Origin of the sequence: Streptomyces gelaticus (assembly GCF_014649535.1) — a bacterium.
GTDB classification, from domain to species: Bacteria; Actinomycetota; Actinomycetes; order Streptomycetales; family Streptomycetaceae; genus Streptomyces; species Streptomyces gelaticus.
Window position 1 is genome coordinate 56230 of the sequence record NZ_BMTF01000015.1, and the last position, 21099, is coordinate 77328.

Below are 21099 nucleotides of genomic sequence, written 5' to 3' on the forward strand. Positions count from 1 at the left end.
GACGGCGTCCTGGTACGGGACGGTTCGGCGGGGGCCGAAGCGTTCCGGATCTAGCGTCGGGCCATGACGAACACCGAGCATGCTCCCGCCACCGCCACCGCCACCGCCACCGCCACCGCGCCGAACGCCCTTGCCGCACCCGGCACGTCCGCCCGCACGCCCGGCACTTCCGCTCGCACGCCCGGCACGTCCGCCCGTACTCCCGACACCGCCGACGAGGTCCCGGCGACCGACGACCGTGACCCCGCTCGGCTCCTGACGGCCATGGTCGACCACGTCCTGGCCCTCGCCGCGACCTGGACCGCCTGGGACGGCCACCCGGTCCCCGCCGGTGACCGGCTCTACACCCCGCACAAGGCGATCCGCCGCGTCGCCGACCACATGGTCGACCATCTCGCGGAGATGGAGGCGCGGCTCGTGGGCGAGGACACGCAGCCCGACCACTGGCACGCCTCGGCGACCACCACCGCGGCCGACCTCGCCCCGTTCACCGAGGCCGACCTGGACGAGGCGCGCAGCAGGCTCACCCGCCTGGGCAGGATCTGGGCGAACCGCCTGGACGCCCTCACGCCCGACGAGCTCGACCGCTCGGCCGGCACGGGCTGGACCTTCCGCCAACTCGCCTTCCACCTGGCCGAGTCGGCCTACTACGCGGATTCCGTGGGCGACCTGACGGCGAAGCCGTGACGGTCGAAGCGACGGGCACGGCAGAAAGCGCCGCTGAAGCCGTCACGGCCGACGATTCAGGAACCGGTCCAGTGGCGGTGCCTCCGCCAGCACGGCACCGATCGTCACCGCGAAGGTGACCGCGGCGCACACGACGATCAGCCAGGAGAGCAGTGTGAGCACCAGGCCGAGGGAACCGTACTCGTGCAGGGCGCGATCGAGCGCGGTCGGCATGTAGAGCGAGGCGGTCAGCGCGAGGGCGCTGGTGGCGGCCGCGGCCAGGACCGCTCCGGGCAGCAACGGCGGCCAGGAGACACGGCCGGCCAGCAGCAGGTGCTGTGTCCACAGCCACACACCCGTGCTCACGAGGAAGAGCAACGGGACGCCCAGCCACAGGCCGGCGCCGAAGCCATTGCGGATGGGGCCCTGCAACAGGACGACCAGCACCAGTACGGGCAGCCATACGATCCAGCGCCAGGCCGCGATCCTCGTGCCCGCCCTCGGGAGCCGCCACGCCCGCTCGCAGACGCGGGCCATGGCGCGGCTGAAGCTGGTGGCGGAGAGCAGCGTCACCACCAGACCGATGGTGCCGCTGGTCTCGTTCAGGCTGTTGTCGGGGGAGCTCTCCAGGACCTGGCTCAGTTCCTTGTTCGCCTGACCGGTCAGGCCGAACATGGCGCGCAGGGACTCCAGCAACTGGTTGCGGACGGCGAGTGGCGCGAAGGCGGCGAACGCGAACAACAGGGGTACGGATGCCAGGAATGCCTGGGCGGCGAGCCGGGTCGCCGCATCCAGGAGGTTCGCGGACAGCAACCGGGCCGTCAGCTCGCTCACAACGGGGAAGTGCTGCTCGACACGGCCGCGCAGCCGCTCCAGCCACGCCGGGAACACCATGCCGCCTCCGCCTCCGCCTCCGCCTCCGCCTCCGTCTTCTCCGCGTCCTTCTGCCGGTGGTTCGCCTGGTCCACCGAGCATGCGGTCCACCGAGCATGCTGTCCTCCGGGCCCCGTCGCCCCGGGGCGCGGCGGCCCGCGCACAGGTCGGGCCGCCGTTCCCTCGTACGGCGTACACCAGTCGGCATCCGGATGGCCGTCCAATCGACCCCGGCACCGTGGCCCCGGCGGGACGGGCGGCCCGGGGCCGGTGTCAGGCGCCGGGGATCTGCTCGATCCGTTCGCGGTTGAGCAGGTACCGGGGAAGGTGCGGCCGGTCCGGAGCGACGGGGAACCCGTAGTCGAAGGCGAGACTCGCCATCGCCAGTGCCCCCAGGGCCACTTGGGCGCGCGGTGCCGCCGACTCGCCCCAGTAGGCGCCGTGCTCCGTGAGGGCTTCGGCGAGCGCCTCGGCGAAGCTGTCGTGGTCCCGGGCGATGAGCCGGTGGAAGAGCGCGACCGGCTGGTAGTCGATCGCGTTCACGAACTCCATCGGCGCGCAGGTCACCTCGTCGGGCCCGGACGCCTTCATCGTGGCGACCAGCTTCTCCACGACCCCGTCCATGGAGTCGCGCCCGGAGAAGAAGGTCCGCAGGGTGTCGATCCAGCACAGCACATACGTGTCGGCGGAATCGTCCTGCCGCAGCGTCTCCAGCGGTACCTGGCACAGTCGCCGGATCCGGTCGTCCTCGCGGCACACGATCGCCAGGTAGAGGGCGTCGAGCCAGGCGCGGGCGTCTGCGGGCGGTGCGGCGGGAGTGGTCGGCAACTGCCGGACGAGGTCTTCGCCCAGCCGGCATTCCTGCGGCCGCGCACCGGTGAACAGGGCGGAGCCGAGCTGTACGGCGGTGGCCCAGGCATCCCACGTGTCGATCCCCGCCGCCCTGGGATCGGCGGCGCAGTGGGCGAGGGCGTGGGCGACGGCGGAGGCGAAGGCGTCGCCCACGCCGGCGGCCGGGTCCCGGGAAAGACCCGCTATCGACTCGGCCGTGGCGCGGGTGAGTTCGGCGAGGCCGGGAGCGGGCGCCGTGGCGGCGGCACGGGTGGCGAGCCGGCCGGCGCGGTCGAGACGGACCAGGCCCTTCATCAGGCCGAGCAGCTCCGGCGGCGGCTGGACGGAGAAGGACCGGGTGCCCTCGTCGATGAACGTGATCGACGTCAGGCTGCCGCGGTGCCACCAGTAGACCCGCGGGGACAGCGCGCCCGGCCCGTCCTCGTAGGCCCCCAGCGCGTAGGCCGCGAGGGCGTTGACGGCGTCGACCACCGTGCCGTCGGCGATCGGGTGGTACACCAGGTTGTGACGGCTCGGCATGACGACGAGGGCACCGGCGTGCGGCAGCGACTCACCGGTGACCTGCCGGACCGCGGCGGACAGGAACAGGGCCTGGCTGCCGACGAAGTGCGAGTCACCGTAGAGGGAATGCAGGATCGCCCCCTCGACGGGGACCTCCTCGTGCGTGACGGGTACGCGCATCAGATTCTCGTACGCCGCCCGCCCCAACTCCTCCAGGCCGACGCGCTCCACGTCAGGGTCGGTGAGGAGCCGCACATCGGTGGGACGGTCCAGGGCATAGGCGAACACGAGGCCGTCGGCTACGAGCCGCGCGTAGCGGAGGGAGCCGGCGATCTCGGCGGTGATCGCGTCGGCGGGCAGCAGCCGGGCGTACGTACCGCGCAGCAGTTCGTCGGTGTCGGGAGTGTGGTCCGGGTTCATCTCCCCGACTCTACGAAGGTCACGAAGGTGGTGTGCGGGCGGGCGGGCGGCCCGGCCTCCGAGCCGGTTCCTGCCGGTTCCGGGCCGGGTTCCGCTGGAGGACCCAAGGGGGGCCGCCACAGCCGGTCTTGGGCCCTTTGGCAGCCGCTCAGGTGGCCGCCGACGCGGCATCGCCCATGACGACGACCGGATGGCGCGCCGGGTCGAGGGACGGCCTGCCTCCTGTCTGCGCCCCGGCTGGCCGCGCCGCGCGCGGGCCTTGATGAAGCAGGGAAAGTCCTACCCCGCTGGAATGAGTTGCTTGTCGTCGTGGCTTCGTGCGTGGGGTCGTTGCTGTCCAGGGCATCCATGAGCCTGATCGTGTAGACCTCGGACATGCGCTCGCTGACTTCGTCGGGCGGAGCCGCCGCCGGGCCGCCCCGCTGCCCGCCCTGTGCTCGCGCCTCTTCGCCGACAGCGGATGCGGCAGGCGGTTGCTCGGGCCAAGTCGGCGGATCAGTGGCAGGAGTCCGGCTACGTCTTCACCACCCGCACCGGCCGCCAGGTCGAGCCGCGGAACGTCTACCGCTCCTTCACCCGCGTCGCCGAGTCCGTCGCACGCACGTCGTGCAGGACACCCAGCGTGAGGCGATCAGCCACATGGACCGGCTGCTCAGGCGCCGTCTGCCAGGCTCCTGAGACGCGACTGCCGTCAAATGGTGCCGTCAAAAGGCCCCGGACCATGATCGGTCCAGGGCCTTTTGGCTGGTGCCCCCGGCAGGATTCGAACCTGCGACACCCGCTTTAGGAGAGCGGTGCTCTATCCCCTGAGCTACGAAGGCGAAGGCGGGGCTTGACTGCCCTGAGCGTCTCGGGGTCGGTCGCTGGTTTGTGGTGGCGGGTGAGTCGGTGCAGCACATCGCAGTGCCCGCCCGGGGCGCTCGACCCACAGGGTACCGGATCGGGGCTCGGGCGGGGGCTGGGGGCGGGCGGTTGTGTGTGCCGGCCCCCAGCCGGATGCCTGGTGGCGCGGGGCCCCGGCTACAGCTCCGCCTCCGCCTCCGCCTTCACCCCGGCCAGTGTCGTCTCGATGCCCGTGCGGAGCAGGGCGAGGCGGCCGTCGACGATCTGTTCCTCCCGCTCCGGGTGCTGGTCGATGAAGTCGTGCAGTGGGCCGCGGGCGGAGCCGAGGTGCATGCCGTGTCGCAGGCGGGTGCCGGAGCCGTCCGCGAGTGGTTCCAGGGTGTACGTCCAGACGGCCAGGGGCTCGCCGTGGTGCCGGTCGTTGTCGTAGACGACCTCCCACTGGAAGGCACGCCGGTCCGACATCTGCGCGACACGGCTGACCGTGCGCCATTCTCCCAGGCCGTCGTTGCGGTTGCGGCCGGAGAAGCAGGCGCCGACCGCGGGCCCTTCGGCCCCGTCGAGCCACTCCACCTCCTGCAGTTCCGGGCTGTACCGGGCCGAGGTGGAGATGTCCGAGACCAGCTCCCACACCCGTTGCGGCGGGGCGGCGATCTCGGTCACGCACTCCACACGGGCATCGGCGATACGCATGGTTCTTCCTCCTGGGCATGAAAGTGGCTGTGGAATGGGCTGTTGTGGGAATCGGGGGTGGTTCGCGGGGGTCGGGCCGCGAGGTGCGGACCGGGCGGCGTGGCGCGGGAGGGGCGCCGCCCAGACTTCCAGGAGGTGGCCGAGTCCGCCACGACCGCAGTCGCGATCACGCCATCGGCGACGCGCCACCGGCCCGGGACCGCGGCGAAGGCCCCCGCCGCGGCCGTGACGCCCCCGAAGGAGCCGCCGCTGTCCGCTTGGAACGTTACCTCCGCCTCCAGGAAGCCGAGTTCGGTGCGGGTCGGCGGGTACCGCGCATTGAAGACCCACTTCGCGCGCGGGCAATGGCCGGGGCGGGAAGCGGCCCCGGGGTGCCCGGTACGCCGGGCTGCCCAGCGGCAGTGGCGGCGCGTGCTGTGACAAGGGGGCTGTTCGCCGGGGGAGTTGGGGGTGGGCGTACCGTTCTGACTGACCAGCAAGAACCGTTGTTCAGCATGCGCGGGGGTGTTTCCGTATGCCCGCATGCCGTGTCCGCACCGCACCGCGGATTCCGGGGCCTCCCGGAGTGCCGGGGGCCGCCGCACGGGTGGCCGGGGGAAGCGGCGGGGCGTGGGTTCGGGAGCCCCCGGCCCGGACGTCGGGCGGCGCCTGACCGACGCCGCCCCGAAGGACCCCCCATGAAACGCCCTCTTGTTCCCTTTCTGGCTGCCCTTGCCTGCGCCGTCGCTCTCATCGTCGGGATCTCGATCGGAGGCAGTCCGGGCACGCCCACGGGCTTCCACCGGGGCAAGGACGGCACGCTGACGATAGACAGTGCGCACCGTCCCGCCGCGCCGGACCTCACCGGGACGGATGTCGACGGGCGCCCGGTGCGGCTCGCCGACTACGCGGGGAAGACCGTCGTGGTCAACGCGTGGGCCTCCTGGTGCGAATCCTGCCGCGAGGAGACCCCGGTTCTGGTGCGTTACCACCAGAAGATGAAGGACCAGGGCGTCGTCGTCCTGGGGCTGAACCGGGACGGTACCGCCAATGCGGCGCGTGCCTTCGCCCGTGAGTTCCACATGCCCTACCCCAGCGTGCTCGACCCCGGGGGGAAGCACCTTCTTTCGCTGCCCAAGGGCGTGCTGAGCACCCAGAAGCTGCCGGTCACCCTTGTCGTGGACGAGCGGGGGCGGGTCGCCGCGTCGATGTCCGGGGCCGTCAAGGAAGGGCGTCTGGAGGGTCTTGTCGCCGCCGCGCGGGCCGGTTCTCCTGCCAAGCGCTGAGCGGGCCGGGATGTCTTGACGGGGGGCGGGTGCGGGCATAGCGTCGCGAATGTACCGATGGCTGAGCAAGCGCTCAGATGCTGGAGAGGTCGTTCGTGCCGCACACCGACCCCGCCCCCGCCGCCCCCGGCCCTGCCCCCGGCTCCGACCCGAGGGGCGCCGGCCGTGTCGAAGCCGCGTTGACCGGGCCGGGCGCCCCGTTCGCCGTGCTGCGAGTGGAGGACGGGGCACACGCCGGCTCGCTCGTGTACGCGGACGGGCCGCGGACGCTCCGGGAGTTCATGGAGACCACCTGGGCCTTCGGGGACCGGCCGTTCCTGGTTTCCCGGGAGCGCAGCTACTCGTACGCCGAGTTCTTCGCCGCCGCGTCGGCGCTGGCGTGCCGGATGACCGGGACGTACGGGCTGCGCCGGGGCGACCGGGCCGTCGTCGCGATGCGCAACCACCCCGAGTGGCAGATCGCCTTCTGGGCGGCGCAGCTGGCCGGCCTGGTCGCCGTGCCGCTCAACGCCTGGTGGACCGAGGACGAGTTCACGTACGCGCTGGACGACTGCGGGCCACGGGTGCTCCTGGTGGACGGCGAGCGGCTGCCCCGGGTCGCCGGGTGGGCGGCGAAGAACGGGGCGCGCGTGCTCGTCTTCCACGGGGACGAGACGCTCCCGGACGGTGCCGAGCGGTACGAGGACCTGCCCGCCCCCGATCCGCTCGTCGGGCCCCCCGAGGTCGAGATCCGGCCCGAGGACGACGCGACGATCATCTACACCTCCGGCACCACCGGCCGTCCCAGGGGCGTGGTCGCCACCCATCTCGCCCAGGCGGGGGCGGTGATCAACCCGCGCTTCCACGCGGCGGCCTCCGCGCTCGGCCGCGGGGTCGTCCCGGGGCAGGGGCCCGCCCCGGTGTCGCTGCTGACGTTCCCGTTCTTCCATGTCGCCGCGTTCACCGGCTTCTACGCGGCGATGGCGGCGGGCGGCACCCTCGTCCTGATGCGGAAGTGGGACGCAGAGGAGGCGCTGCGGCTGATCCGCGAGCACGGTGTCACCCACTACGCCGGTGTTCCGGCGACCGCGCTCCAGCTGCTCGCCGCGGCCGAGCAGGCGGGCGACGGCCTGGAGAGCCTGCAGATGCTGAACACCGGCGGGGCCGCCGCCCCGCCCGATCTGGTCACCCGGCTGACCGCCCGGTACGGCGACCGTATCGAACCCCGCAACGGATACGGGCTGACCGAGACCTGCGGGGGCGTCCTGGCGAACTTCGGCGCCGAGTACCGGCTCCACCCGGACAGCGTCGGCCGCCCGACCCCCGCCACCGAGGTGCGGATCGCCGGGCCCGCGGGCGAGCCGCTGCCCGAGGGTGAGGTCGGTGAGCTGTGGCTGCGCGGCCAGTCCCTGTTCCGCGGCTACTGGCGCGACGAGGCGGCGACCGGCCGGGCGTTCGCCGACGGCTGGTTCCGGACCGGTGATCTCGCCGTGGTGCGGGAGGGGCGGGTCTGCGTCGTCGACCGGATCAAGGACATGGTGATCCGCGGCGGGGAGAACGTGTACTGCATGGAGGTCGAGGCGGTGCTGCACGACCACCCGGACGTCGAGGACGCGGCGGTGCTGGGGGTGGCACACCCGGTTCTGGGCGAGGAGGTCGCCGCCGTCGTGCGGCTGCGGGCCGGTGCCGGTGTCACGGCCGAGGAGCTGAGGGCGCATGTCGGGCGCAGGCTGGCCGCGTTCAAGGTTCCGGCCCATGTGCTCGTACGGGAGGAGCCGCTGCCCCGGAATCCGGCCGGGAAGGTCCTCAAGCGCGAGCTGCGCGGGACCGTCGAGGCGGAGGTCCGCGGCGGGTGAGCGGTGCGGTCGGGCGGTCGCGGCGGGGCTGTGGTCAGGGGCGGGTTATGCGGATCCGGTAGTTGCCCTTCTTGTCCTTGTCGACCACGGATATGTGTATCCCGCTGGTCCGGTCGGTGAAGGTCTCGCCGGGCCGGAAGGTGGCGTCGGAGAGCGCGGCGTGCACATTGGGCAGCCGGGTGCAGCCGGTGCCGCGCTTGGTGCTGTCCGCGACCGACACCGGGCCCTGTCCGGTGTCGATGTTCGAGCTCACCTTGTAGATCAGTACGCCGGGCCTGCAGACCGCGTGGTCGTTGCCGGCCTTGGTGCGTACCTCCACCGCGTAACCGGACTCGCTGCTCAGCGGTACGAAAGCCAGCTTGGTGCCGCCGCGGGTGGCCAGCGGCCCGAGCACGTGGTCGCTGGTGCCGGACCGGGCGGCGCAGCTGATCTGGCTGTTGTCGAGCCAGCCGAGCTTCCATTTGTGCCAGCCCAGCAGGTCGTTGTCGGCCCCCCAGTCCTCGGACATGATGTCCCAGTGCCCGACCGAGCCGCCGCCCTCCATCGTGTAGAGGTCGGGGAGGCCGAAGACATGGCCGTTCTCGTGCGGCAGGACACGGTATCCGGTCTTTTTGTACGATCCCGAGCCGTCGTCCTGGCGGCTGTAGATGAAGGACGCGTTGGCGAGCGGGACGCCGTCCGCCCGCGGGGATTCGTCGTTGCCGGAGAAGGTCACGGACAGGACGGTGTCCAGGGCGGAGGGCCCGGCGTTCGGTGTGACCAGGATGTTGACCAGGTCGTACGAGGCGAAGTCCACCTTCGGGTCGGCGGCGGAGACGATGTCCTCGACGAGGCGGCGATAGCCCGGTTCGTACGGTGAGCCCCGGTCCACCCCGTACTCCGAGAACGGCAGTGGCATCCGCAGCCAGGACTTGAGCGGGGTCTCGGGGACGTACGTGAGCCGTCCGTACGACGCGGTCCGGAACCAGGCGGTGGTCTGCGGGAAGAATTCGGCGTACCGGTCCATCGCGGAACCGGCGCCGGGTGCGTCCGGGAAGTCGATCATCAGGTTCAGTGCGCGGACCTTGCCCGTGGAGCGGGCGTAGCTCTCCTGCGTCGGCATGCCCTCCGACATCTGTACGCCCGTGGTCGCGGTCAGCCGGCACGCGGCCACGCCTGCCGAACGGGCGGTGGCCACCGGGCCCGCCGAGGCGTTGCCGGCTGTCGGAAGCGTGTTGCTGGCCGTGGCCATTACGGCTATGACCAGGGCTGTTGCGGAGGCGAGCGCGATCGGGTGGCGGTGGTTGCGTATCCGGCGGCGGGGCTTTTGCATACAGGCGCCTCGGGGTCCGCGGCAGCCGGCCGGCCCTGACTGCGCTCTGCGGATCAGCCTGTTGCGGGTGGTGCGGCGCCGCTCGTTGGGTGCGCCGTTCGGTTGATCTTCCGCCCCGATCATGTGACTCAGGTCACATAATGGTGGGAAATAACCGGGGACAGTTTCCCCGTTTGAACTCGTGTCCCCGTGAAACGGGGAGGCGGTCCCCGGTTACGGGAAGAGGTCGCCCAGGGGTTGCCGTGCGGTCGCCGTGGAGAGCGGGGATCGCCGCAGGAGAAGAGGACAGCCGTCGTGGACACCGCCAGCCGCACCGCCACCGGAGCGACGCAGCCCCGGACGTCGCGTCCGCGGGCCGATGCGCTGCGCAACCGGGAGCGGATCGTGACGGCCGCGCGGGAGATGTTCGTCGAGTTCGGGCCCGATGTGCCGCTCGACGAGGTCGCCAGGCGCGCCGGTGTCGGCAACGCCACTCTCTATCGGAACTTCCCCGACCGCGCCGCGCTGGTGCACGAGGTCGTGCTCGCGGTCACCTCCCGGACCACCGGCCGCGCGGAAGAGGCGGCGGACGCGGAGGCCGACCCCTTCGCCGCGCTCAGCCGCTTCGTGCACGCGGCGGCCGACGAGCGGATCGGGGCGCTGTGCCCGATGCTCTCCGGCGGCTTCGACAAGGACCATCCCGAACTGCTCGCCGAGCGCCGGCGCCTCGAAGAGGCCGTCGAGGGGCTCGTGTCGCGCGCCATGTCAGCGGGGCGGCTGCGCACCGACATCGCCGTCGGTGACGTACTCGTCGCCCTCTCCCAGCTCACCCGGCCACTGCCCGGCACCGGCTGCCTGGACATCGACCGGTTCACCCACCGCCATCTACAGCTGTTCCTGGACGGACTTCAGGCCCCGGCCCGGTCCGAACTGCCGGGAACGGCAGCGACCTTGGAGGATCTGCGGCGCCGGCCATGACCCCCGCGCCGGGCTCCTGAACCAGGCGCCTGGTGACGCGTCGGCCGCGCCTTGACCATTCCTTCCCTTTTCGCCATCCCTTTCACCACCCGCCCATTCACCGGCATCCCGGTTCACGACTCTTCGCGTGCGTGCGCGTGCATGCGCGTTCTTAGGTGGATACCTCCATGTCAAAAACAGCCGATACCCGACTCCCGGACCCCAGTCGCTGGAAAGCGCTGGCGTTCATCGCCCTCGCGCAGCTGATGGTCGTGCTCGACGCCACGATCGTGAACATCGCGCTGCCGCACGCCCAGACGGCCCTGGGCATATCCGACGCCAACAAGCAGTGGGTCATCACGGCGTACGCCCTCGCCTTCGGCGGGCTGCTGCTCTTCGGCGGCCGGGTCGCCGACCTCTGGGGCCGCAAGCGGACCTTCGTCGTCGGCCTGATCGGCTTCGCGCTGGCCTCCGCGCTCGGTGGCGCGGCGCAGAACCAGGGCATGCTCTTCGGTTCCCGCGCGCTCCAGGGCGTCTTCGGGGCGCTGCTCGCCCCGGCGGCCCTGTCGCTGCTCGCCGTGATGTTCACCGATGCCAAGGAGCGCGCCAAGGCGTTCGGCATCTACGGCGCGATCGCCGGTGGCGGCGGCGCCGTCGGCCTGATCCTCGGTGGCTTCCTGACCCAGGCGCTGAACTGGCGCTGGACGTTCTTCGTCAACATCCCGTTCGCCGTCGTCGCGGCCGCGGGCGCGTACTTCGTGATCCGTGAGCCGTCCGGCAGCCGCAACCGCTCGCCGCTCGACATCCCGGGCGTCGTCCTGTCCGCGCTGGGTCTGGTCTCGCTGGTGTACGGATTCACCCGGGCCGAGTCCGCCGGCTGGTCGGACGGGCTGACCATCGGCATGTTCGTCGCGTCCGGTGTGCTGCTGCTGTCCTTCGTCCTGACCGAGTCCAGGGTCAAGTCGCCGCTGCTGCCGCTGCGCGTGGTGCTGGACCGCAACCGCGGTGGCGTCTACCTCTCGCTGGGGCTGGCCGTCATCGCGATGTTCGGGCTGTTCCTCTTCCTGACGTACTACCTCCAGGTGGTGAAGGGCTACTCGCCGATCAGGACCGGTTTCGCCTTCCTGCCGATGATCGCGGGCATGATCACGGGCTCGACGCAGATCGGTGCCCGGCTGATGACCCGGGTCCCGGCGCGCAAGCTGATGGGCCCCGGCTTCCTGGCCGCGGCCGTCGGCATGCTGCTGCTGACCCAGCTGGAGATCGGCTCCTCCTACGTCGGACTCATCCTGCCCGCGCAGCTGCTGCTGGGCCTCGGCATGGGTACGGCGTTCATGCCGGCGATGTCGCTGGCCACACACGGTGTCGAGCCCCGGGACTCGGGTGTCGCGTCCGCGATGGTCAACACCTCGCAGCAGGTGGGCGGCGCGATCGGTACGGCGCTGCTGAACACCATCGCCGCATCGGCGGCGACGGCGTACGCCTCCTCGCACGCCGCGCTCGGCGCCAGGAACCCGGAGCTGCTGAAGCTCCAGTCGATGGTGCACGGCTTCACCGGTGCCATCTGGTGGGCCGTCGGCATCCTGGCAGTGGCCTCCGCGATCGCGGTGACCCTCATCAACGCCGGGCGTCCCGCGGCGGGCCCGGTGACCGGATCCTCCGGTTCGGGTGACGCGGACGGCGTCGAGGACGAGTTCAAGGTCCCGGTCGTCGCCCACTGAACGCCGGTGCGTGACGCGAAGGCGAAGTGAACGCGGCTGTGCCCCGGTTCCGGTCGGGCCTTCGACCGGAACCGGGGCACAGCCGTGTCGGTACGCGCGCGCCTCAGCGCAGCCAGGGGAGATCCGCGTCCGTGCCCTCCGGCTGCAGTCCGGCGGCGACCACCTGCATGATCTCGCCCAGCGAGCGCACCTGCTCGGGCGTGAGCCGGTCGAACATGGCCTGGCGTACGGCGTCGACATGGCCCGGCGCGGACCGGCGCAGCATCTCGTAGCCGTCGTCGGTGAGGACCGCGTTCTGGCCCCGCTTGTCGGACGGGCAGTCCTCGCGGCGCACCCAGCCGCTCTTCTCCAGGCGTGCGACGGCGTGCGAGAGCCGCGAGCGGGTGATCTTGGCGTCCTTGGCCAGTTCCGTCATCCGCTTCCGGCGGCGGGGGGCCTGGGAGAGCTGGACGAGCAGACCGTAGTAGATGTGCGGCATGCCGGCATCGCGCTGCAACTGGCGGTCGAGGTGGTCCTCCATGAGCGTGGTGGCATGGAGATACGCGCGCCAGACGCTCTGCTCTTCGTCGGAGAGCCAGCGGGGCTCACCGGTGGGTGCCGTGGTCATGTACTCCACTGTACGACCTTTTCTTGAAAGTTGAACTAGATAGAGCTAAGGTCTCCGGAGAGGGAAGCTTGAAGATTAAAGAACCCTTCCTTCTCAAAAAGACGCCAGTAGAAGACTTACCCGGATCAGCAGTGGATGGGGAGTGCCATGACAGTCACCGCGGAGCGCATGCCCGCCCTCTACCTCTCCCATGGCGCCCCGCCGCTGGCCGACGACCCGGTCTGGCCCGGCGAACTGGCCGCCTGGTCCGACGCGCTGCCCCGCCCCCGCGCGATCCTGATGGTCTCCGCGCACTGGGAGGAGGCCCCGCTGGCCCTCGGGGCCACGGAGACGGTCCCGCTCGTCTATGACTTCTGGGGCTTCCCCGAGCACTACTACCAGGTGCAGTACGCCGCCCCGGGCGCCCCGGAGCTGGCGGAGAACGTACGCAAGCTGCTGCGCGGTGCCGGTACGCCGGTCCAGGACATCCCGGACCGCGGGCTCGACCACGGGGCGTACGTCCCGCTCGTGGAGATGTTCCCGGGCGCCGACATCCCCGTGCTCCAGATCTCCATGCCGACGCTGGACCCGCAGAAGCTCATGGACATCGGGCGCAAGCTCGCGCCGCTGCGCGACGAGGGCGTCCTGATCGTCGGCAGCGGCTTCTTCACCCACAACCTGGCCGCCCTGCGGCACGCGGGCGGCATCCCCGGCTGGTCGGCGGAGTTCGACGACTGGGGGAGCCGGGCGCTCCAGGCGCAGGACATCGACGCGCTCCTCGACTTCGAGCGCAAGTCCCCGGCCGGCCGGCTGGCCCACCCGCGCACCGAGCACTTCGCGCCGCTCTTCGTGACGCTCGGTGCCTCGGAGGGCGAGCTGGACAGGGGACGCAGCATCATCGACGGGTTCTGGATGGGGCTCGCGAAGCGGTCGGTGCAGTTCGGCTGAGCCCTGCCCCTGTCGATCCGCCGGTCCCGGTCACAGGACCGGCGGGTTCAGCTCGATCGAGCGGAGCGCGGCGGCGAGGGCCGTCTCGTCGCCGATGTCCAGCGCGGTGTCGGTGAACTTGATGGTGTGGTCGTCGCCGTGCGCCGCCGCCCGCGCGAACAGCTCGTCGGCGGACGCGTCCGCCGGTGCGTACGGGGCGGCCTCGGCCGGGCTGTACGCGGCGGTTACCGCGGCGCTCGCCGCCCACGCCGCCTCCAGGCTCGGCGCCCACAGGGTGCGGGGGAGCGCGGGCAGGGCTCGCAGCACGGCATTGGGCGCGGTGGCGGCGTGCACCAGCATGACCGGTTCGCCGTGCCCGTGCGTGGCGAACCGGTGGGTCGCGGCCCGCACCAGCTCGGTCAGCCGGACCCGTGCCTCGTCCGGGTCGCCGGTGAGCCGTTGCGGCCACACCGGGAACGCGGTGAGCTGCGCCAGCCGGTCCCGGATGCCGCCGTCCTGCGCGGGCACCGGCGGTACGGCGTCGAGCGCGGCCATCGCGGTGGGTGCGGGCGCGAGCGGGGTCAGCGCGGGCAGCGGCTGATGGCGGGCGGCCCAGTAGCCGAGGCCGTGGGCCAGCTCGGTGATCCGGGGTGCGGTCGCCTCGCCGACGAGCAGGGTGCGTACCGAGTGGCCGACCCGGATCACGGGGTGGGTGGCGCCCGCAGCGATGCCGGGGAGCAGCCGGGGCCACCACTCGGCGAGGACGTCCAGCCAGGGGCGCTCGGCGGTCTGCCGCTCGAAGTACACCGTCCAGTCGGCGATCCGGCGCGGGTCGCCGAGGGCCTCGCGCCAGTTCTCCGCCGTCACCCGCATCGAGGTGTCCGGCATCTCCTCCAGCTTGTGGCTGTAGTGGTCGAGCCAGCGGTGGACGGCCGGTGCCTGGCCGTGCCGGACCAGCGCCTCGACGGCCATCGGGCCGTGATTGCTCAGCCAGCCGTTGCGTTCGGGGCCCGAGGCGTGGAGGCGTTCCAGCGCCTCGTCGAGCGTGCCGGTGGTGTCGTCCGCGGTGTTCCTCGTGTCGTCCATACGGGAGCACGCTAGGTGCGCGGTACGCGCGGCGTAACGGACCGGGGACCCGGATCGCCACCGGCCCGGGGACTAGGGCTGTGGCCCCAGTCGCCTCTCGTACCGGGCCACGTCCCGGTACCTGCCGGACTTCCGGCGCACCTCGTCGTACGTACCGGCATGACGGAAACCGAAGCACTCGTGCAGCCGTCCGGAGGTGTCGTCGGGCTGGGTGACGCCCGCGTACGGGCCCGCCCCAGGAGCGAGGCGGGGCCGACAACCCGGACATCCTGAGCAACCCGAAGACGGTGCGGGCCGTCTTCAGGGTGGGAACGCAGCCACGGCAGCCGCCGTTCAGGGGTGAGAGGGTCCGTGTCGAATGTGAGCGCGGTCTCACGTACGTAATGGTGGTAGATGTCCGTGAGCGCCACCAAATCACCCTCGACGCCCGGCCTGACCTGCGCTTCTGTGGGACGCTCCGGCGTGCGTACTCCCATCGCGGCGGCACAGGGTACTGCATGATCGCGAAAATGAATGCCAGGCGTGGGAATTCTGTCCTGATTCCAGTCGTTGTTTCCATCGGATGCAGGGCACCCGGAAGGGTGTCGCGACCTACTCAGCAAGGGAGCACGCATGGCAACCCGTGCCGTCGCCCGTCGTTCGTCCACCACCGGTGGGACCAGCCGGGCAAGCAGTGTTCGCGCCTCGGGCGGAGAGATCGCCGATCGCGACCTGGTCGGCATGTACCTGGACGAGATCGCGCGTACGCCGCTGCTCGACGCCGCCAAGGAGGTCGAGCTGTCGCAGACCGTCGAGGCGGGCGTCTATGCCCGGCAGATACTCGACGGCGAGGTGGACAGCGAAGCCGGCGGAGCCACGCGCGAGGAGCTGGAGGCGCTGGTCGCCGAGGGCGAGCGCGCCAAGGACATGTTCATCCGTTCCAACCTCCGGCTCGTCGTTGCCGTCGCCCGCCGCTACCCGCGGGCCGGGCTGCCCCTGCTCGACCTGATCCAGGAGGGCAACGCAGGCCTGGTGCGCGCGGTCGAGAAGTTCGACTACGCCAAGGGCTTCAAGTTCTCCACGTACGCGACGTGGTGGATCCGTCAGGCCATCACCCGCTCCATAGCCGACCAGTCCCGTACGATCCGGCTCCCCGTCCACCTCGTGGAGGAGCTCGGCCGGATCCGCCGGGTGCAGCGCGAGTTCAACCGCGAGCACGGCCGCGAGCCGGAGCACATGGAGATCGCGGCCGAGCTGGACTCCACGCCGGAGCGCGTGGGCGACGTCCTGGACTGGGCCCGCGACCCGGTCAGCCTCAACATGTCCGTGGACGACGAGGGCGAGACCCAGTTCGGCGATCTGCTGGAGGACACCTCCGCGGTGTCGCCCGAGCAGTCGGTGATGACACTGCTGCGCAGCGAGGAGCTGGAGGACCTGATCGGCAAGCTCGACAACCGCACCGCCTCCATCATCCGTATGAGGTACGGCATCGAGGACGGCCGCGAGCGGACCCTCACCGAGGTCGGCAAGCAGCACGGGCTGACCCGGGAGCGGATCCGCCAGATCGAGAAGCACGCGCTGCTCGAACTGAAGCGAATGGCCCACGACACGGGTTTTGACGCTGCGGCGTGAGTCTTCGTCCAGTAACCTCCGAAATGGGTCGCTTCGCGTGACCCCCTGAGCTGAGTCCCGGCGCCCACCCCCCCCTGGCGCCGGGGCTCATTCTTTTCATGACCGGTGCGCTTCCTTCATGACCCCGCCCGCCCCCGAGACGGGGTCAGCGGGCTGCCGCGCGGGCCAGGCGTGCGCCCAGATCGCCCAGGTAGTCCACCAGCTGCGGTGGCTCATGTGCGGTGAACTCGCAGTCCACCAGCGCCAGTCGGAGCGCCACCCACTCCAGCGAGTCCGCGAGCACCGCCCGCAGCCGGCAGCTGTGCTCGCCGGTCGGCTCCAACGGGCCGATCGACGCGGGCAGCCGCGCGGACACGAAGTCCGCCGGGGCCGCGAAGCTCACGTCGACCGCCAGCTGCGGCTGCCGCCGGGCGATGGAACCGGCGAGGAACTCCGAGGCGTCACCCGTGGGCAGCTCGCGCGCCGCGAACCGGGCCCCGGTCGCGAACGGCTCGCTCACCCGGTCGACCCGGAACGTGCGCCAGGCCCCGCGCCCCAGGTCGTACGCGACGAGATACCAGCGCCACCCGGTGCTAACCAGCCGGTACGGCTCGGCCTCCCGCTTCGTCTCGGCGCCGTCGCCCGCGCGGTACGCGAACCGCAGCCGCTCCTGCCCGGTGACCGCCGAAGCGATCACGGTCAGCGTCCTCGGGTCGATGGTCGAGCCGTCGCCTCGGGTCAGCGGCATCGTCGCGTTCTGCAGGGTCGAGACCCGGTGCCGCAGCCGCGAGGGCAGCACCTGCTCCAGCTTCGCCAACGCCCGTACGGAAGCCTCGTCCACCCCCTCGATGGCATGCCCGGCCCCCGCCCGCAGGCCCACCGCGATGGCCACCGCCTCCTCGTCGTCGAGGAGCAGCGGCGGCATCGCGGTGCCCGCGACGAGCCGGTAGCCGCCGACGGATCCGCGCGAGGCCTCGACCGGATAGCCCAGCTCGCGGAGCCGGTCGATGTCGCGGCGGATGGTGCGCGGGCTGACATCGAGCCGCTCGGCGAGCTCGCTGCCCGGCCACTCCCGGGGAGTCTGGAGGAGCGACAGCAGATTCAGCAGTCGTGCCGGGGTGTCGGTCATGGCCTCGCCTTCTGCCGGGGTGTCGGTCGTCTCACCAGGGTGCGCATCCATTAGGTCATGGAACGGCCTAATGGCTGTCTAACTTCTCCCCATGACTTCTTCCTCATCTCTGCCGTCCACGGCATCCGCGCCCGCGGAGTCCTCGGACCCGTCGGACCGGCGACGCTGGATCGCGCTCGCCATCGTGATGACCGCGGCCTTCATGGACCTGGTCGACGTCACGATCGTCAATATCGCCATCCCCAGCATCCGCGAGGACACCGGCGCCTCGTTCAGCTCGATCCAGTGGATCACCGCCGGCTACTCGCTGGCCTTCGCAGCCGGACTGATCACCGGCGGCAGGCTGGGTGACATCTACGGCCGCAAGCGGCTGTTCCTCATCGGTATGGGCGGCTTCACCCTGGCCTCCGCGCTCTGCGGCTTCGCCGCCGGCCCGGAGATGCTGGTCGCCTCCCGGATCCTCCAGGGCGGCACCGCCGCGCTGATGGTTCCGCAGGTGCTGTCGATCGTGCACGCCACCTTCCCGGCGCACGAGCGGGGCAAGGTCTTCGGGCTCTTCGGAGCGATCGTCGGCCTCGGCGCCGTGCTGGGGCCGCTGCTGGGCGCGCTGCTCACCGAGTGGAACATCGCCGGTCTCGAATGGCGGCCGATCTTCCTGATCAACCTGCCCGTCGGCATCGCCGGCCTGGTCCTCGGCCGGAAGTTCATCGCCGAGTCCAAGGCCCCGAAGGCGCTCCGGCTCGACCTGGTCGGCGTCGCCCTGGTGACCCTGGGGATGCTGATGCTGATCTACCCGCTGACCCGTGGCCACGAGCTGGGCTGGCCGCTGTGGGGCCACCTGTCGATGGCGGGCAGCCTGCTGGTGTTCCTGGTCCTGGTGATGTTCGAGCGGGCGAAGGCGCGCAGGGACGGGTCACCCCTGGTCGAGCTGTCGCTGTTCCGGGTCAAGAGCTTCGCCGCGGGCATCGCGGTGCAGCTGACCTTCGGCATCGGGCTCGGCATCTTCTTCCTGGTCTGGACGCTCTACATGCAGATGGGCCTCGGCTGGAGCGCGCTGCGGGCCGGCACGACCGGTATCCCGTTCTCGATCGCCGTGTCGTGCGCCGCCGGGATCTCCGTACAGAAGCTGGTACCCCGCTTCGGCCGCAAGGTCCTCCAGACCGGCGCGCTGCTGATGATCGCCGGCCTGCTCCTCTACATCTGGGAGTCCGACCGGTACGGCATGGGCATCACGTCCTGGCAGATGGCGCTGCCACTGGTGGTCATGGGCCTCGGGATGGGCCTGATCGTGGCGCCGCTGACGGACATGGTCCTCTCCGAGGTGCCCAAGGAGCACTCCGGTTCGGCCTCCGGGCTGATCAACACCGTGCAGCAGATGGGCAATGCGCTCGGGCTCGGACTGGTCTCGGTCGTCTTCCTCGGCGCGATCGGTGACCGGCTGGCGCCGCAGGAGGTGGGACCGGCGTTCGCGGAGGCGTTCCGGCACTCGCTGTGGTGGGTGGCCGGGGTGCTCGCGGTGATCTTCCTGGTGATGTTCGCGCTGCCCGCGCGGCCGCGGCAGCACATGGAGGGCGGCGACGGGGCCGTGGACGCGGCGGGTGTCGCGGATGCGGTGGACACGGCGGGCGGTTCCGGGAGCGTCAAGGAGCCCGCTCTGACGCCGTGACCGGCCTCCGCCGGGACGAGGGACGAGGATGAGACGACGGTGCCCGCACCCCCGGGGGGTGCGGGCACCTGCGTGTCCGTGTCCGTGTGCGGGCCGGTTTCGGGGCCCGGAGCCCGGTCAGCAGATGCGCGTACGGCTCTCCATGGCTCCGCGCGCGGTGTCCTCGTCGCCGTACACCTCGCACATGTGACGGCCGTCCGGTGTGGCCGTGTGCTCGACCTCCCACAGGCTCGTCTCGCTGCCGTCGAGGAGCAGGAAGGCGTGCTCGTAGAGGGTGAATCCGGCGTCCCGCCCGTCCACCCGGCACTGCCGGCCGAAGACCTGGGTGATGTGGTGGGCGAAGGCGGCGCGCAGCAGCCGGGCGGTCTCCTCGCCGGGACTGTCGCTGTTCTCCGCGCGGCGCAGGACGCGGCGGGCGTGGTCGGCGGAGTTGTCCGGGGCGTACATCCGGGGGAGCGGGGCCGGGGGAGCCGTCATCAGGACCGTCAGTATCTCCAGGTCGGCCTGGGACCCGTCGTCCCCGAACACCGGGACCTCGCCGAAGCTTCCGGTCAGCCTGGCGGCCGCGACACGGGCATCGGCCTCGTCGTCGTACAGCTCGTGGTGCATGAGGTCGGGCTCCGTCCGCAGCCGCGGGTCCGCCGCGCTCCGCGGACCTCCGTGCACCAGCTCCCACAGGGTGAGAGGGGTGCCGTCGGACAGCAGATACGTGTGCCGGTAGGTCTCGCGGTGGAGTACGGAACTGTGGTGCGAGGAGTGCAGGGAACTGCTGTGGGCGAGCGCGGTACCGAGTCTCTCGACCGTGTCGTCGGGCAGGTCGAAAGAGTTGAGTGCCCGTCGCAGGAGTCGCTCGAGGTGCTGCTCGGTTGTCTCGTACGGATCGCTCAAGGTGCTGTCTCCAGGCCGTTGCCGCGTGTTACTTGATGCGTGCATAACGTAGTCCCTGGGTCTGACATCGTGACCGGGGTTCAGAAAAACGTATGGCGCACGCAGATGGTTCCTGTTGATTCGTCCGAACTTCCTTACCCGACAGCCGAGTCGGCGCCCGCACGGCTGTCGCCCGCCGGCCCCGGGGGGTCGTAGAGGTCGCTGTACGAGGGGTAACAGCCGCCGCCGGGGCGGCCGTCCACGCTCTGAGCTGCGCGGACGGCCTTCACGATGGCGCGCGCGAGCACGTCCGCGCCGGCCGCCAGCAGCTCGTTGAGCGCGATCGGATTCTGCGGATCCAGCGGCCGGGCGCCGGTGGCCAGCGCGAAAACGGTGTCCCCGTCGGTGAGCAGATGTACGGGGCGGACGGCGCGCGCCAGTCCGTCGTGCGCCGTCCCCGCGAGCTTGTGCGCCTGGGCCCGGGTGAGGTCGGCGTCGGTGGCGACGACGGCGAGCGTGGTGTTCAGCGGGGGCCGTGCGTCCGCCTCCCGCGCCTCGGCGAGGCGCCGCTCCGCCGCGCGGAGGACCTCGGGCGCCGGGTGCACCGGGGGTTCGGCGGCGCCGTACTCCCCGTACAACACCCCGGTACGCGGATCGACCACCGAGCCCGCCGCGTTGACCACGACGAGCGCGCCCACTGTGATCCCGGAGCCCAGCCGGACGCTCGCGGTGCCCACGCCGCCCTTGAGGCGGCCGGCGACCGCGCCCGTGCCGGCGCCCACGCCGCCCTCGGCCACCGGCGCCCCCGGACCCGCGGACGCCGCGTCCTCCACCGCCGCGCGGCCCGTCGAGGCGTCGGGGCGGGCCCGCCAGTCGCCGCCCCGCCCCAGGTCGAAGACGCAAGCGGCGGGAACCACCGGCACCACCTGCGCCGGATCGGGGCCGACCCGCACCCCGCGCCCCCGCTCCTCCAGCCAGGCCATCACCCCGGACGCCGCGTCCAGGCCGTAGGCGCTGCCGCCCGTGAGCACGACGGCGTCGATGCGCTGCACCAGATTGCGGGGATCGAGCGCGTCGGTCTCCCGGGTGCCGGGGCCGCCACCGCGTACGTCGACGGCCGCGACCGCACCGCCCTCGGGGGCGAGGACCACGGTGGTGCCGCTCAGTGCGCCCTCGCCCGGCACCTGCGCGTGGCCGACCCGCAGCCCCGCGACATCGGTCAGGGCGTCGAGCGGACCGGGGGCGTCCGGGCCGGCCGCGTCCGGCGGGGCGGAGGGGCCCGCCGGCCCTCGGGGTTCTTCCGTCATTGCGTGCTCCTCACTGCGCGAGCC

The 21099-nt window shown here is 71.6% G+C and carries 17 protein-coding genes, 1 tRNA gene and 2 pseudogenes; 9 read left to right on the forward strand and 11 right to left on the reverse strand.

Going from position 1 to position 21099, the window contains the following annotated elements; genetic code table 11:
* Positions 1-63: 63 nt before the first annotated feature.
* Positions 64-687, forward strand: coding sequence for a hypothetical protein (locus IE107_RS21360; RefSeq protein WP_308434247.1), 624 nt, complete (start codon positions 64-66; stop codon positions 685-687).
* A gap of 42 nt (positions 688-729) precedes the next feature.
* Here the strand turns inward: IE107_RS21360 and IE107_RS21365 are convergent, their stop codons facing one another.
* Together IE107_RS21365 and IE107_RS21370 are read right to left on the reverse strand one after the other, a co-directional pair.
* A complete protein-coding gene (locus IE107_RS21365; protein ID WP_189545444.1) occupies positions 730-1560 on the reverse strand; it encodes a YhjD/YihY/BrkB family envelope integrity protein in 831 nt (276 codons plus the stop codon).
* 252 nt (positions 1561-1812) lie between these two features.
* Positions 1813-3312, reverse strand: coding sequence for an immunity 49 family protein (locus IE107_RS21370; protein ID WP_189545445.1), 1500 nt, complete (start codon positions 3310-3312; stop codon positions 1813-1815).
* A gap of 404 nt (positions 3313-3716) precedes the next feature.
* Here IE107_RS21370 and IE107_RS35180 point away from each other — a divergent pair.
* Positions 3717-3990: pseudogene (locus IE107_RS35180) on the forward strand (site-specific integrase); the annotation flags it as partial.
* A 67-nt stretch (positions 3991-4057) separates the two neighbouring features.
* On the opposite strand, the gene IE107_RS21375 reads toward IE107_RS35180, so the two are convergent.
* Both IE107_RS21375 and IE107_RS21380 read right to left on the reverse strand, forming a co-directional pair.
* Positions 4058-4133: transfer RNA gene (locus IE107_RS21375), tRNA-Arg, on the reverse strand.
* Between the two features lie 199 nt (positions 4134-4332).
* Positions 4333-4848, reverse strand: coding sequence for an SRPBCC family protein (locus tag IE107_RS21380; protein ID WP_189545446.1), 516 nt, complete (start codon positions 4846-4848; stop codon positions 4333-4335).
* Between the two features lie 677 nt (positions 4849-5525).
* On the opposite strand from IE107_RS21380, the gene IE107_RS21385 reads away from it, so the two are divergent.
* Positions 5526-6113, forward strand: coding sequence for a TlpA family protein disulfide reductase (locus IE107_RS21385; protein ID WP_189545447.1), 588 nt, complete (start codon positions 5526-5528; stop codon positions 6111-6113).
* 77 nt (positions 6114-6190) lie between these two features.
* A complete protein-coding gene (locus tag IE107_RS21390) occupies positions 6191-7948 on the forward strand; it encodes a class I adenylate-forming enzyme family protein (RefSeq protein ID WP_189545448.1) in 1758 nt (585 codons plus the stop codon).
* A 34-nt stretch (positions 7949-7982) separates the two neighbouring features.
* Here the strand turns inward: IE107_RS21390 and IE107_RS21395 are convergent, their stop codons facing one another.
* Positions 7983-9260, reverse strand: coding sequence for a M6 family metalloprotease domain-containing protein (locus IE107_RS21395; RefSeq protein WP_189545449.1), 1278 nt, complete (start codon positions 9258-9260; stop codon positions 7983-7985).
* Positions 9261-9554: 294 nt separating this feature from the next.
* Here IE107_RS21395 and IE107_RS21400 point away from each other — a divergent pair, with 294 nt between their 5' ends.
* Complete coding sequence (locus tag IE107_RS21400) at positions 9555-10217, forward strand: TetR/AcrR family transcriptional regulator (protein WP_189545450.1); 663 nt, start codon at positions 9555-9557, stop codon at positions 10215-10217.
* Between the two features lie 167 nt (positions 10218-10384).
* Complete coding sequence (locus IE107_RS21405) at positions 10385-11917, forward strand: MFS transporter (protein WP_189545451.1); 1533 nt, start codon at positions 10385-10387, stop codon at positions 11915-11917.
* 103 nt (positions 11918-12020) lie between these two features.
* Here IE107_RS21405 and IE107_RS21410 read toward each other — a convergent pair whose 3' ends face one another.
* Entirely contained in the window at positions 12021-12533 is a 513-nt protein-coding gene (locus tag IE107_RS21410; protein WP_189545452.1) for a MarR family winged helix-turn-helix transcriptional regulator, read from the reverse strand.
* Positions 12534-12671: 138 nt separating this feature from the next.
* Here IE107_RS21410 and IE107_RS21415 point away from each other — a divergent pair, with 138 nt between their 5' ends.
* On the forward strand, positions 12672-13451 hold the full coding sequence (locus IE107_RS21415) for a dioxygenase family protein (RefSeq protein ID WP_189545453.1): 780 nt from the start codon (positions 12672-12674) through the stop codon (positions 13449-13451).
* A 30-nt stretch (positions 13452-13481) separates the two neighbouring features.
* Here IE107_RS21415 and IE107_RS21420 read toward each other — a convergent pair whose 3' ends face one another.
* Together IE107_RS21420 and IE107_RS21425 are read right to left on the reverse strand one after the other, a co-directional pair.
* Complete coding sequence (locus tag IE107_RS21420) at positions 13482-14516, reverse strand: questin oxidase family protein (protein WP_189545454.1); 1035 nt, start codon at positions 14514-14516, stop codon at positions 13482-13484.
* Between the two features lie 72 nt (positions 14517-14588).
* Positions 14589-14992: pseudogene (locus IE107_RS21425) on the reverse strand (GNAT family N-acetyltransferase).
* Between the two features lie 136 nt (positions 14993-15128).
* On the opposite strand from IE107_RS21425, the gene IE107_RS21430 reads away from it, so the two are divergent.
* Positions 15129-16127 (forward strand): sigma-70 family RNA polymerase sigma factor, encoded by a 999-nt coding sequence (locus tag IE107_RS21430; protein ID WP_189545455.1) that lies wholly within the window; start codon positions 15129-15131, stop codon positions 16125-16127.
* A 145-nt stretch (positions 16128-16272) separates the two neighbouring features.
* Here IE107_RS21430 and IE107_RS21435 read toward each other — a convergent pair whose 3' ends face one another.
* Complete coding sequence (locus IE107_RS21435; RefSeq protein ID WP_189545456.1) at positions 16273-17235, reverse strand: helix-turn-helix transcriptional regulator; 963 nt, start codon at positions 17233-17235, stop codon at positions 16273-16275.
* A 91-nt stretch (positions 17236-17326) separates the two neighbouring features.
* Here IE107_RS21435 and IE107_RS21440 point away from each other — a divergent pair, with 91 nt between their 5' ends.
* A complete protein-coding gene (locus IE107_RS21440) occupies positions 17327-18901 on the forward strand; it encodes an MFS transporter (RefSeq protein WP_189545457.1) in 1575 nt (524 codons plus the stop codon).
* Positions 18902-19018: 117 nt separating this feature from the next.
* On the opposite strand, the gene IE107_RS21445 is transcribed toward IE107_RS21440, so the two are convergent.
* Together IE107_RS21445 and IE107_RS21450 are read right to left on the reverse strand one after the other, a co-directional pair.
* Positions 19019-19789 (reverse strand): DUF6227 family protein, encoded by a 771-nt coding sequence (locus IE107_RS21445; protein WP_189545458.1) that lies wholly within the window; start codon positions 19787-19789, stop codon positions 19019-19021.
* Between the two features lie 134 nt (positions 19790-19923).
* The gene (locus IE107_RS21450; RefSeq protein ID WP_189545459.1) at positions 19924-21075 is read right to left on the reverse strand and encodes a P1 family peptidase; all 1152 of its coding nucleotides are present in this window, start codon (positions 21073-21075) and stop codon (positions 19924-19926) included.
* Positions 21076-21099: the final 24 nt, after the last annotated feature.